Origin of the sequence: uncultured Enterovirga sp. (assembly GCF_964242715.1) — a bacterium.
Taxonomy (GTDB): domain Bacteria; phylum Pseudomonadota; class Alphaproteobacteria; order Rhizobiales; family Beijerinckiaceae; genus Enterovirga.
The window spans coordinates 13259-25373 of the sequence record NZ_CAXTAZ010000012.1 but is presented as its reverse complement, the minus strand read 5'-3'; the positions used below and the strand labels follow the sequence as shown (position 1 = coordinate 25373).

Annotated in this window: 15 protein-coding genes; 6 read left to right on the top strand and 9 right to left on the bottom strand. The window is 68.4% G+C overall.

The genetic code is table 11. The features are described 5' to 3' along the window. Nucleotides 1–44 precede the first annotated feature (44 nt). Entirely contained in the window at nucleotides 45–626 is a 582-nt protein-coding gene (locus ACFE87_RS08400; RefSeq protein ID WP_375459178.1) for a hypothetical protein, read from the top strand. Between the two features lie 20 nt (nucleotides 627–646). Here the strand turns inward: ACFE87_RS08400 and ACFE87_RS08395 are convergent, their stop codons facing one another. Together ACFE87_RS08395 and ACFE87_RS08390 are read right to left on the bottom strand one after the other, a co-directional pair. Further along, nucleotides 647–1663, bottom strand: coding sequence for an aldo/keto reductase (locus ACFE87_RS08395; protein ID WP_375459177.1), 1017 nt, complete (start codon nucleotides 1661–1663; stop codon nucleotides 647–649). 153 nt (nucleotides 1664–1816) lie between these two features. Beyond that, nucleotides 1817–2920 (bottom strand): M20 family metallopeptidase, encoded by a 1104-nt coding sequence (locus tag ACFE87_RS08390; RefSeq protein ID WP_375459247.1) that lies wholly within the window; start codon nucleotides 2918–2920, stop codon nucleotides 1817–1819. Between the two features lie 247 nt (nucleotides 2921–3167). Here ACFE87_RS08390 and ACFE87_RS08385 point away from each other — a divergent pair, with 247 nt between their 5' ends. Genes ACFE87_RS08385 through ACFE87_RS08365 form a run of 5 tightly spaced genes read left to right on the top strand, consistent with a single transcriptional unit; the run spans nucleotide 3168 to nucleotide 5936 of the window. Continuing rightward, a complete protein-coding gene (locus ACFE87_RS08385) occupies nucleotides 3168–3932 on the top strand; it encodes an SDR family NAD(P)-dependent oxidoreductase (RefSeq protein WP_375459176.1) in 765 nt (254 codons plus the stop codon). 9 nt (nucleotides 3933–3941) lie between these two features. Next, the gene (locus ACFE87_RS08380) at nucleotides 3942–4190 is read left to right on the top strand and encodes a DUF4160 domain-containing protein (protein WP_375459175.1); all 249 of its coding nucleotides are present in this window, start codon (nucleotides 3942–3944) and stop codon (nucleotides 4188–4190) included. Beyond that, a complete protein-coding gene (locus tag ACFE87_RS08375; protein ID WP_375459174.1) occupies nucleotides 4168–4431 on the top strand; it encodes a DUF2442 domain-containing protein in 264 nt (87 codons plus the stop codon). Before ACFE87_RS08380 ends, ACFE87_RS08375 begins: the two co-directional genes overlap by 23 nt. Before the next feature lie 6 nt (nucleotides 4432–4437). Continuing rightward, entirely contained in the window at nucleotides 4438–5463 is a 1026-nt protein-coding gene (locus tag ACFE87_RS08370) for an NAD(P)H-dependent flavin oxidoreductase (protein WP_375459173.1), read from the top strand. After that, nucleotides 5460–5936, top strand: a complete 477-nt coding sequence (locus ACFE87_RS08365; protein WP_375459172.1) for a MaoC family dehydratase — start codon at nucleotides 5460–5462, stop codon at nucleotides 5934–5936. Before ACFE87_RS08370 ends, ACFE87_RS08365 begins: the two co-directional genes overlap by 4 nt. Before the next feature lie 2 nt (nucleotides 5937–5938). On the opposite strand, the gene flaF is transcribed toward ACFE87_RS08365, so the two are convergent. The 7 genes from flaF to ACFE87_RS08330 form a co-directional block, all read right to left on the bottom strand. Then, on the bottom strand, nucleotides 5939–6346 hold the full coding sequence (flaF, locus tag ACFE87_RS08360; protein ID WP_375459171.1) for a flagellar biosynthesis regulator FlaF: 408 nt from the start codon (nucleotides 6344–6346) through the stop codon (nucleotides 5939–5941). After that, nucleotides 6285–6722 (bottom strand): flagellar biosynthesis repressor FlbT, encoded by a 438-nt coding sequence (gene flbT / locus ACFE87_RS08355; protein ID WP_375459170.1) that lies wholly within the window; start codon nucleotides 6720–6722, stop codon nucleotides 6285–6287. Before flbT ends, flaF begins: the two co-directional genes overlap by 62 nt. A gap of 36 nt (nucleotides 6723–6758) precedes the next feature. Further along, nucleotides 6759–8255, bottom strand: coding sequence for a flagellin (locus ACFE87_RS08350; protein ID WP_375459169.1), 1497 nt, complete (start codon nucleotides 8253–8255; stop codon nucleotides 6759–6761). Between the two features lie 172 nt (nucleotides 8256–8427). Next, nucleotides 8428–9969, bottom strand: coding sequence for a flagellin (locus ACFE87_RS08345; RefSeq protein WP_375459168.1), 1542 nt, complete (start codon nucleotides 9967–9969; stop codon nucleotides 8428–8430). A gap of 173 nt (nucleotides 9970–10142) precedes the next feature. Further along, nucleotides 10143–10607 (bottom strand): hypothetical protein, encoded by a 465-nt coding sequence (locus ACFE87_RS08340; RefSeq protein ID WP_375459167.1) that lies wholly within the window; start codon nucleotides 10605–10607, stop codon nucleotides 10143–10145. Beyond that, nucleotides 10597–10947 carry a rod-binding protein gene (locus tag ACFE87_RS08335; RefSeq protein ID WP_375459166.1) on the bottom strand — a complete coding sequence of 117 codons (351 nt, stop codon included), beginning with the start codon at nucleotides 10945–10947 and terminating at the stop codon, nucleotides 10597–10599. Before ACFE87_RS08335 ends, ACFE87_RS08340 begins: the two co-directional genes overlap by 11 nt. Next, entirely contained in the window at nucleotides 10947–12071 is a 1125-nt protein-coding gene (locus ACFE87_RS08330) for a flagellar basal body P-ring protein FlgI (protein WP_375459165.1), read from the bottom strand. Before ACFE87_RS08330 ends, ACFE87_RS08335 begins: the two co-directional genes overlap by 1 nt. Nucleotides 12072–12115: the final 44 nt, after the last annotated feature.

The window sequence follows — 12115 nt, the reverse complement described above, 5'->3', positions numbered from 1 at the left end:
TGCAATAGGTGCCAAGCTTTCGTGTTGCGTTGAAGGACATCCGCATGCCCAGGAAGGCCATCGCCTTCGCCACCATCGCCCTCGGCACGAGCGTCATCTTTGTTCCTGGCCTTCTGCCAGGACTGGATTCGGGCGCATCGGCTGCTCCGGCCCAGCAGGTCTATACGCGCAAGCGCGTGAACGGACGTTGGGTCTCAGGACGCTTCACCGCAGGCAGCGCGACGGCCGCCACTCCTGGCCGAGGCCGATATCGCCTGGCAAGGCGGTCGCCGATCCAGGCCCCGCCGGTTCAGCCCAGAACGGACCGGCCTGTCAACGCGTCCCCTCGTCCGAGCGAAACCGCCCGGGACCTGTCCACCGCCTCGCTCGGCGCCGCCCCCGAGGTGGAGCGGATGCGACCGGCGCTCGAGGCACGCGCCCGCTTTATGGCATCGCTTGGAGCCGTGCCGTCCTTTCCCGTCCCGGACCAGGCCCCGGCGGCTGCGCTCCCGGCACCACGCTCCGTCACCTTCGACCTGCAGCGCGGCACGAAGACCGTCACATTCGGCGACGACGTGGCCATCTCGGAGCCCTTCGACCCCGCCGCGGCCAGGGACTTGACCGTCCTTCGACCGAACCTTCCATAAGCCGAGCGTCGTCGAGGAGATCAGCCGGTCCGCGTCGGGCGCCCTTCCAGCGGATATTGCGGATCGTTGTAGCCCGGCGTCGACGGATGTCCGGGCGCCACCAGCCGGTCGACCAGCGCCTCGTCCTCAGGCATGAAGCGGTAGGAGAGCGCGGCGAGATAGTCGCGCCAATGCTCCTCCGTGCGGGGTCCGGCCACGGTGGCGGTCACCAGACGGTTGTTCAGGACCCAGGCGAGCGCGAAATTCCCGGCGCTGGTGCCGCGCGCCTCGGCATGGACGCGGATCTCCTGCGCGATGTCGAGCGATTCCGTCCGCCATTCCGTCTGGATCATGCGCCGGTCCTGACGGCCGGCCCGGGTGTCGCGCGGCGGCGGCAATTTGGGGTCGTATTTCGCCGTGAGGACGCCGCGCGCGAGCGGGCTGTAGGGCACGACTCCGAGCCCGTAGAAACCGCAGGCCGGCAGGTGCTCGACCTCCGGCATGCGGTTCAGGGCATTGTAATAGGGCTGGCTCACGATCGGCCGGTCGATCCCGATCCCGTCCGCAAGGCGGCAGATCTCCGCGACGCGCCAGCCCCGGTAATTCGACAGCCCGAAATATCGGATCTTGCCCGAGCGGACGAGGTCACCGATGGCCCGCACCGTCTCGTCCAGAGGCGTCGCATGGTCCTCCTTGTGGAGGTAGAGGATGTCGATCGTCTCGAGGCCGAGCCGACGCAGGCTCGCCTCCGCCGCCTGCATGATGCGGCGGCGGGAGAGGCCGCTCTCGTTCGGGCCCGCGCCCGACCCGACCGGGTTCGCGATCTTGGTCGCCACGACCCAGCGGTCCCGGTCCGCCGCGACCGCCCGGCCCACGATCTCCTCGGAACGGCCGTCCGTATAGGCGTCGGCCGTGTCGATGAAGTTGATCCCGGCCTCGCGCGCGGAGGCGATGATCCGGCCCGCGGTCGGCTCGTCCGTCGGGCCGCCGAACATCATCGTGCCGAGGCAGACCGGCGAGACCTTGAGGCCGGAGCGGCCGAGTTGACGATAGTCCATGACGGGCCGCTCCCTGAACCGACCCTTACGGCCGTTCGGAGAGCATTCGCTGCCCGGGAGGCGTGGCGCAAGCCTTCCCGGTAGGCAGGCGAGGCTTGGCCTCCTCCTCCCGGCAGAGTTCGCCGCCCGTATCGGAGGCTGGCGGCCGACCCGCTAAGCGCTGAGCCGCGCGATGGCGAGCGCTACGCCCTGGGCGCGGGGCACGATGCTGCCGACCTCGAGATACTCGTCGGGGGAATGCGCCTTGCCGCCGACCGGCCCGGTCGCACAGACCGTCGCGCAACCGACCGCGGAGGTGAAGCCGGAATCCGCGCAGCCGCCGGCGAACTCGCCCTCGACCGGCCGGCCGATCTCGCCCATGGCGGCCTGGTAGATCTCGAAGACCTCGCGCGAGGCCTCGTCCTGCACGAGCGGCAGGAACTCGCCCTTGATCTCGAGGCGCGCCTGCGTGCCCGGCACGGTGGAGGACGCGACGATCTCCTCGATCCGCACCAGCGCCTCCGCCCGTTGCGGCGGCTCCACATAGCGGAGATCAATGCCGATCCTGGCCGACGGCGCGACCGTGTTGACGGATTGCCCGCCCGAGACGAGCCCGACATTCAGGGTCACGCCCCGCGGGATGTCGGTAATGGCCGACAGCGCGGTGATCTTGTGGGCGATCTCGTTGATCGCGCTGATGCCGACCTCGAAATTGCCGCCGGAATGCGCCGCCCTGCCGGTCACCTCGCATTCCATGAAGACCCCGCCCTTGCGGCCGGTCACGACGTTGCCCGAGGGGCGGCCCGGCTCGGCGTTGAACACCGCCCGGGCGCCCCGGGCGGCCTCCTCGATGATGCCCCGGCAGGCCGGCGACCCGATCTCCTCGTCGGAGGTGATCAGCATGGTGAGCGGCGCGCCGGCACCGCCGAGCTTGTGATAGGCCGCCATCACGAAGGCGTTCATGACGAGGCCGGCCTTCATGTCGGCGACGCCCGGGCCATAGGCGCGCCCGCCCTCGATCCGGAACGGCCTTCGGCCCGCCTCGCCCTTCGGGAAGACGGTGTCGCGATGGCCGAGCAGCAGGATCGGCCGGTTCGCGCCGCCCGAGCCCGCGACCGCCGCCATGAAGGCATCGCCGAAATTGTCGCGGGGATGCCGGGTCGTCTCGATCCCCTGGTCGTTGAAGAAGCGCTGGAACCGCTCGCCCACGGCATCGACACCCGCTTTGTCGTAGCTGCCGGAATCGATGTTCACGACCTCTTCCAGGAGCGCCAGCATCGCGCCTTCCTGGGAGGCGAGCCAGTCGAGCACGGGTTGGGCGGTTGCGGTCACGGCATGCTCCAGTGGGGAAAGGATGGGCTTACACCCTCGAGCCGGGGACCGCATCCCAGTCTATCGGCCCGCCGGCCTGCTTTGCACCGCCGGCCCGGTGCTGGTTCAATGCCTGCGCGAACAGGGAGAGGTCGATGCGGCGTCACGCGGGACGGAGACACGAGGCGGGCGCGGCCCGAGGGGGAGACGCCTCGTGACGGATCCCTTCTCCCTCGCCGGCCAGGTCGCGATCGTGACCGGCTCGTCGCGCGGCATCGGCCGGGCGACGGCCGAACTCCTGGCGCGGCTCGGCGCGAGCGTCGTCGTGTCGAGCCGCAAGGAGGAGAGCTGCCGGCCGGTCGCGGACGCGATCCGCGAGGCGGGCGGCCGGGCCGAGGTGATCGCCTGCAACATCGGACGCAAGCCCGAGGTCGAGGCGCTCGTCCATGGCACGATGGAGCGGTTCGGCCGGGTCGACGTGCTCGTCTGCAACGCGGCCGTGAACCCCTTCTACGGCAGCATGGTCGACCTGCCCGACGAGGCCTTCGACAAGATCATGGGTTCGAACGTGAAATCGAATCTGTGGCTCGCCAAGCTCGTGATCCCGGGCATGGCGGAGAGAGGCGGCGGCTCGGTCGTGATCGTCTCGTCCATCGCGGGCCTGCGGGGGACGGAGAATATCGGCGGCTACGGCATCTCGAAGGCCGCCGATTTCGCCCTCGCCCGCAACCTCGCCGTCGAATGGGGCCCGCGGAACGTGCGCGTGAACTGCGTCGCGCCCGGCCTCGTGAAGACCGATTTCGCCAGGGCCCTGTGGGAGGACGAGGCGAAGCTCGCCCACCGCAATGCCGGAACCCCGCTCCGGCGGATCGGCGAGCCGGCCGAGATCGCGCCCGTCGTCGCCTTCCTGGCCTCGGGGGCGGCGAGCTTCATCACCGGCCAGGTGATCGTGGCCGACGGCGGGGTGACGATCGTGTAGCGGTGCCTCATGCCCGTCGTCTTCCGCCACCGGGGCTTTCGCTTCGGCTTCTACTCGAACGAGGGAAACCCGCGCGAGCCGCCGCACGTTCATGTCAAACTGGGTGAGGCCGATGCCAAGTTTTGGCTCCTTCCCGAGATCGAGCTGGCCTATAACCGCGGACATTCGGCTCGCCTCGTTCGCGAGCTGACGGATATCGTCGCCAGGCGACGCCAAACGCTGCTCGAGGCTTGGGATGAGCACTTTTCCGAAGGCTGAGACGGTCCGGTTCGACCACGACACGATGTGGGTGACCCTGGTCGACGGGCGCATCCTCGGCATCCCGCTCACCTGGTTCCCGCGCCTTGCGGAAGGGTCGCCTGCGCAGCGCGAGCGCTACGAGATCAGCAATGGCGGCCTCCACTGGGAGGAGCTCGACGAGGATATCTCGATCGACGGGCTGCTCGCAGGCCGGGGCGACCAGACGCGCCGGCGGACCCGTCCGGACCAGGCGGCCTGACGCGGCATGACCTCTCCCCATCGCTGGCGCGAAATCCTCGACGGCCGCCTGCGGCTGCCCGTCATCGGCTCGCCGCTCTTCATCGTGTCGAATCCGGCCCTCGTGATCGCGCAATGCAAGGCCGGGATCGTCGGCTCCTTTCCTGCCCTGAACGCCCGGCCCGCCGCTCAGCTAGACGAGTGGCTGCACGAGATTCGCGAGGCCCTCGCGGCGCATGACCTGCGTCATCCCGAGAGCCCGGCGGCGCCCTTCGCCGTGAACCAGATCGTGCATCGTTCGAACGAGCGCCTGGAACACGATCTCCAGGTCTGCGAGCGGCACCGGGTGCCGATCGTGATCACCTCGCTCGGTGCACGGCCGGAGCTGAACCAGGCCGTGCATGGCTGGGGCGGGATCACGCTGCACGACATCATCAACCAGCGCTTCGCGCGCAGCGCCATCGAGAAGGGCGCGGACGGCCTGATCGCGGTCGCGGCCGGGGCCGGAGGCCATGCCGGCTCGACCTCGCCCTTCGCGCTCATCCAGGAGATCCGGGCCTGGTTCGACGGACCGCTCGTCCTCTCGGGCGCGATCGCGACCGGGCGAGCCATCCTGGCTGCCGAAACGATGGGGGCTGACTTCGTCTATGTCGGATCGGCCTTCATCGCGACCGATGAGGCGAATGCACCGGCCCGCTACAAGGAAATGATCGTCGAGAGCGGGGCGGACGACATCGTCACCTCGAACGTCTTCACGGGCGTGCACGGCAATTATCTCGCGCCCTCGATCGTGGCGGCCGGGCTCGACCCGGCGAGGCTCGACGAGGTCGAGGCCGTCGCCATGGATTTCGGCGCGAGCCGCGAGGAGACCCGCAAGGCCAAGGCCTGGCGCGACATCTGGGGCTCTGGCCAGGGGATCGGGGCCGTGAAGGCCGTGGTCCCGGCCGGCGAGCTCGTGGCGCGGCTCGCGACGGAATACCGGGAGGCGAAGGCGGCGTCGGGCCGCCTGCGGCTCCGGGGCGACGAGGCCGGCGCGTCGGGCCGGGCTGCGTGACGGGCGCGCCTCAGCCGGGCTGCACGATCAACGACCTCGTGGCCCGGATCGGCCAGGAGCTCGGCGTGTCCCCGTGGCGCGTCGTCACCCAGGCTGATCTCGACGCCTTCGCCCAGGTGACCGACGACCACCAGTTCATCCATGTGGATCCCGCGCGGGCGGCAGCCGAGACCGCCTTCGGCGGCACCATCGCGCATGGCTTCCTGACGCTCTCGCTCCTGAGCGCCTTCGGCCGTGAGGCGCTGCCCGCGATCGCGGGCCGACGCATGGGCGTGAATTACGGCTTCGACCGGGTCCGATTCCTGTCGCCCGTCGCGAGCGGGGCGAAGGTTCGGGGTCGATTCGTGCTGCTGGACGCGACGAAGCGCTCCGCCGACGAAATCCTGCTCCGCTATCGTGTCACCGTCGAGATCGAGGGCGGGGCGAAGCCGGCCCTGGTCGCGGACTGGTTGACGCTGGCGATACTGGGCTGAGGTCAGGCGGCCGCGGGCTGGGCCATCGCGGGCTGGGCGATGGCGGGCTGGGTCCGGAGGCCGCTCGCCACCTCCCGGTTGATACGGACGAGGAGCGCCAGCTTCTCAGGCGCGGGCTCCATCAGGATTGCGAGCGTGCGCTGGAAGATCACCGCCGCGAGCTGGGCGATGTTGGCCTTGATCTGAGCCGGCAGAGGGTTGTCCGGTTCGGTCGCGGAGGTCGCCAGGATCGTCCAGATCTTGCGGTTATAGGTGAGCGCGGTGCCGAGCTCCGTTCCGTCGGGCTGCCAGTTGTCGCAAGCGGACTGGAGTTGTTGCGCGGCCTTCAGGAGGATCGATGCTTCCAGGTCACGCGGCGACTGCGTCGTCCGGGCAGTCTTCGCGTAGGCGCTCGCGGCCGCTGAGTGCATGTTGAATGATGTCCTGCTCGTAGGCGATCAGCGTCTTCGCCGTCTTGAGCGCTTTGTAGAGCTCGCCGCTTAAAACCTCGTTATTGATGCGGGCGATGAAGGGCATCGCGCTCGGCACCGCGTCCAGGAACTCGCGGATGAGCGGAACGTAGGTGGCCTCGGCCCCGCCGAGCCCGCCGTCGAGATACATCAGTTGGAGCGCCAGGTAGATCTTCTTCGCCGGGCTGTCCGCCGTCGCGGGCGTCAGGATGTCCTTCTCGCGCAGGATCGGCGCGTCGCCCTCGATGAAGAAGCGCACGCGCTGGTCGCCGCTGCGGAGCACCGAGGTGCCGATGATGATCCGCTCGCCGGGCTTCAGCTCAACCTTGAGACTCATCGTCCTCTCCTTCTGGAAAGCGTGGATACGGGCTGCTTAGCCGAACAGCTTCAGGACCGACTGATCGGCCTGCGCGGCGAGCGACAGGGCCGTCTGCGACAGGGATTGCTTGGTCTGGAGCGCGAGCAGGTTCGCGCCCTCCTCGTTCAGGTCGGCATTGACGAGAGCGTCGGCCCCGCTCGTGAGCGTGTTCACCAGCTGCTTGGTGAAATCCTGGCGGGTCTGGGTCACGGCCAGGGTCGAGCCGAGGCGCGACGCCTGACTGGCCAGCGCGCCGCTCGCGCGATCGATGAGCGACAGGATCGCCCCGATCGTGTTGCCGTCGGCGAAATTCGCCGCCGTGATGTCGCTGAGGCCGAGGCCGGAGGCCGTGGTCGATGTGCCGGCGACGTCGAGCCGCGAGGTATTCTTCTCGTTGAAGATGATCGACAGCGTATCGCCGGTGAGGAGATTGATGCCGTTGTAGCTGGAATCCTTCGCCAGCGTGTCGATCTGGTCAAGCAGGTTGTTGTATTGCGTGACGAGGTTGTCGCGCGTGTCCGCGCCGGTGCCGCCCCGGACCGGGAGCGTGCTCACCGTCGAGGTGAATTTCGAGCCGGCGCCGGACAGGGTGCCGCCGACCGTGAAGCTCTGGGACGCCGTCTGGGTCGTGGTCGAGACGCTGAGATTGCCGGAGCCGTCGAGCGTCGCCGACAATCCGACCGTGGCGAGCTTCGTGTTCAGGTCGTCGAGCGTCTTCACCGCACCCGGGGTGGTCGCCGGATCGCCGAACTTGACCGTGAGCGGCGTACCCGTGCCGACGGTGAAGCTCAGGGTCTTGCCGTTGATCGGGTTGGTGGAGGCCGTCGTCGCGGCCGTCAGACCGAGGGCCGTGAGCGTCGCGGCCGTGGAGGCCGGCGTGTCGGTGGCGCTGTTGATCGTGAAGGACGAGAAGGGGTCGTTCGACAGGATCTTGAGCCTGCCGGTCGCGTCGAGCGTCGCATTGACCCCGATATTCGCGGTGTTGTTGATCTTCGTCATGATGCTGTCGGCGGTGTCGCCGGCTACCACCGCGACCGTCCTGCCGTTGATCACCAGGTTGCCGGCGTCGCCGGCGGGAGCCGTATAGGCGCTGAGCGTCGCCGTCCCGGTCACGGTCGCCGTACCGGCCGTCCCGCGCAGGTCGGCCGCCGACGCGCCGACGAAGGGCGACGTCGAGGCGAGGGTCGCCTGGGAGGTGTAGGCGCTCGATGACTGGAGCGCCTGTTGCGAGGTCGATTTCAGCTGGGCGATGAGCTTCGTGATCGACGTGATGCCGGCATCCGCCGTCTTCAGCGTCTGGATCGAGTTGCTGACGGAGTCGAGCAGGGCCGTCAGCGAGTTCGCCCGATTGTTGAATCCCTGCGCCGTGAAGAAGCTCGTCGCGTTGTCGAGCGCGCTATTCACCTTCTTGCCGGTCGCGAGGCGGTTCTGCGTCGCCTGTTGCAGCACGGAGGTGTTCTGCAACGCCAGCAGCGAGTTTCGCGACGCGTTCGAAAGGACGATGTCGGACATGCGAGGCAACCCGTTCCGGCCGAATCCTTCGACCGCGTTGCCCATATTTTTATGTTAAGCCTAACAAAGCGTAAACGTCGTCATCCGCCTGTTAAGAAACTGCCGTTCAGGGCGGCCAAAACGCAAATGGCGGAGCCGAAGCCCCGCCATCCGCGCCGTATGTCGAGCCGTTCTACTGGAGCAGGCGGAGGACGCCCTGCTGCGACTGGTTCGCAAGCGACAGGGCCGACTGCGCCAGCGACTGGCTCGTCTGCAGCGCGAGGAGCTTGGTTGCCTCCTCGTTCAGGTCGGCGTTGACGAGGTTGTCGGCGCCGGTCGAGAGCGTGTTCGCCAGTTCCTTGGTGAAGTCCTGGCGGGTCTGCACGACCGCAAGGCTCGCACCGAGCTTGGAGGACAGGCTGGACAGCGAGCCCTTCGAGCTTTCGAGCGTCGACAGCAGGCTGTTGATGGCAGCGCCGTCATTCAGGTTGGTCGCCGTCGCCTTCGACAGTCCCAGGCCCGCGAAGGAGCCGTCCTGACCGGTGATCGAAAGCTTCGAGGTGTTCGTCTCGTTGAACACGAGGGTCAGCGTATCGCCCTTGAGCAGGTTCAGCCCGTTGTAGCTCGCATCCTTGGACAGCGTGTCGATCTGGTCGAGGAGCGAATTGTACTGGGTGACCAGGGCGTCGCGCGCATCAGCGCCCGCACCGCCCCGCACCGGGGCGGAGCTGGCAGTTCCGGAACCGGAGTTGGCGAAGCCGCTCGCCGTGGTGCCGGCCGCGTCAGCCGCCTTGACGGTGAAGCTGCTCGAGGCGGTCTCGCTCGTCGTCCCGAAGGTCAACTTGCCCGTCGAGTCGACGCTCGCGGTCAATCCGATCGTGCTCAGCTTCGAGTTGAGGTCGTCCAGCGACTTCACTGCACCGGTCGTGGTCGCCGGGTCACCGAAGTTGACGGCGAGGGCCACGCCCGTACCGACCTTGAAGGTGAGCGACTTGCCGTTCAGAGCGCCCGGGCCAGAGCCGGCCGCGGTCGTTCCGGCCGCCAGGCCGAGCTTGCTGATGCCCGTGCCGCCCAGAGCAAGAGCCGTGGTCTTATCGCCTGCCGTCACCGTCACCTTGAAATCCGCTCCGATCGCCGCCGTGGCGCCGGATCCGGCCGCTGTCGCGATCTTGCCGAGCAGCACGCTGAGAGCGTCGCCGACATTGACCTGGTCGCCCGTGGCGCCCGACGCGACCGCGGTGATCGTCGTGCCGTTCACCGTGAAGGTGTCGCCGGCAGCAACGACGGTCGGAAGCGCGTTCAGCAGCGTCGCGCCCGTCGCGGTACCGACGGCCGCGCCCGTCGTCACGGCGGCGCTCGTTCCGCGAACGTCGGCCGCCGTCGCACCGGAGATGGCGCTCGAGGCCGTGCTGGCCTGCGAGGTGTAAGCGGAGGCCGAGGCCAGTGCCTGCTGGCCGGTCGACTTCAGCTGGTCGACAAGCTTCGTGATCGAGGTGATGCCGGCATTGGCGGCCTTGATCGTTTGGATGCCGTTCGACACCGAGTCGAGGAGGCCGGAGACGGCCTTGGCTCGGCTGTTCAGCGAGGAGGCGGTGAAGAACGACGTGGCGTTGTCGAGCGCCGAATTCACCTTCTTGCCGGTCGACAGAATGTTCTGCGACTTGTTGGCTTCAGAAGAGATCGTCTGCAGCGCGAGCAGATTCGACTTCACGGCGCTGGAAATGGTCACTGACATCTTGGAACCCTTCTGGTTCTGCCTTCTGGCGATCCACCCGTCCTAGGTGAACGATCACAAACTGCCCGCCTAAAGCTAAGTCTCGGTAAACAGGTTGAACCATATTTTTCTTGGTTAACGGCGGGTCAAACCGCACCCGCGCCCCTCTTTCGATGCGTCGTCGAGATCCGGGTTCAGAGCCGGTTGGAATAGAAGAGCGGCCGGGCAGCCGCGGCAGCCTGATGGCCGGGCCCATAGCCCCGCGGCCGGGATTGCCGCGCGACCTCCTCCGACACGCTCCGCACGAGACCCTCGGAGACCGCCTTGGCGGTCGCGACCACGGTCTGGTTCCGCTCGACGGCAGCCCTGAGGTCGTTCTGCGACCCCTGCAGCCGGAGGATAGCCTGGGGCGCAAAGCGGGCGAGCGCCACGGCATTCCCCTTGGCGTGTTCGAGACCGAGCAGGTAGCCGGCCGCGAGCTGCGACTTGCGTTCCTCGCGCGACAGACCTTCGCGGATCCGTCCGGCGGCCAGATGGGTCGTCTCCTCGTCGAGGACGCGCTCGAGCTCGGCCATGGTGCCGGCGAAGGCCGCGATGAAGCTCTCGGCATCGTCCCGCCCGGCGACCGCCGTGCGGGAGCGGTTGGGTTCAGCCAGCATGGGACGCGCCTTCCTGGAGCCGGAGCATCTGGCGATAGACTCCGTCGGCGATGCCGAGCCCGCCGGATTTGACGATCTGGCCGGCATATTCCTTCGACAGCATCGACCGGTAGACGGAGCCGCCCGTCCCGGCCTCGCCGAGTGGACCCTCCTGGCCCCCGGAGGCCGTCAGGCGGTCGAGCGTCTGCTCGAGGAAGACGCTCTCGAATTCCTGGGCGGTCTTCTTCAGCTTGTCCTTGCCGGCGGCCGCCGGCGAAGCCGCCTTGCCGATCGCGTCGACGACGCCGCCGACGAGATCGGCCGCGGCCGACAATCCCATGAGGGCCAGGGGAGCCACCATCACATCACCTCGATTTCGGCCTGGAGGGCGCCTGCGGACTTGATGGCCTGCAGGATGGAGATCAGGTCGCGCGGCCCGATGCCGAGCGCGTTAAGTCCGTCGACGAGTTCGCGCAGCGAGACGCCCTCGCGCACGATCGCGAGCTTGTTGCCGTCGCCGGTATCGACCTTGACCCGCGTCCGGGGCACGACCTGGGTCGTCCCCTGCGTGAAGGGCACGTTCGGCTGGCTCACCTCGGGCGCCTCCGAGATCGTGACGGTCAGGTTGCCCTGCGCCACCGCGACCTGGGAGACGCGCACGTCGCGGCCCATCACGATGATGCCCGAGCGCTCGTCGATCACGATCCGGGCCGTCTGGTCTGGCTCGACCCGGAGCTGCTCGATCTCGGTCAGGAGCTGGACCATGTTGCCCCGGTACTTGGCCGGGATCTGGATGTTGATGGTGGCGGGGTCGATCGGCTCGGCCGTGTCGGCGCCCAGGAAGTCGTTGATCGCGGCGGCGGCCCGTTTCGCGGTCGTGAGGTCGGGGTTGCGAAGGGCGAGCCTGAGGCCGCGCTGGGCGTTCAGCTTGAATTCGATCTCGCGCTCGATGAGCGCCCCGTTCGAGATGCGGCCGACGGTCGGCACGCCGCGCGTCACCTTGGCGGCCTCGCCCTCGGCCTGGAAGCCCGAGATCGCCACCGAGCCCTGGCCGACCGCATAGACCTCCCCGTCGGCGCCGAGGAGCGGCGTCACCAGCAGCGTCCCGCCCTGCAGCGATTTCGCGTCGCCGAGCGCGGAGACGGTGATGTCGAGCCGCGTGCCCTGCGAGCCGAAGGCGGGCAGGCTCGCCGTCACCATCACGGCCGCGACATTCGCGGTGCGAAGCGTGGCGCCGCGCGTGTTGACGCCGAGCCGTTCCAGCATCGCGGTGAGCGACTGCTTGGTGAAGGGCGCGTTGTTCAGCGTGTCGCCGGTGCCGTTCAGGCCGACGACGAGCCCGTAGCCGACGAGGTTGTTCTGCCGCACGCCCTCGATCGTCGCCAGGTCCTTGATCCGGGACAGGGCGCAAGCCGGCACGGCCGCCACGCAGAGGAGGAAGAGTGCGGCCAGGGCGCGGCAGAGACGTGGGGTGAAACGATGCATCGTGGGTCCGGTCGCGGGACGGTCACCGGCTGCTTCGCGAGCGG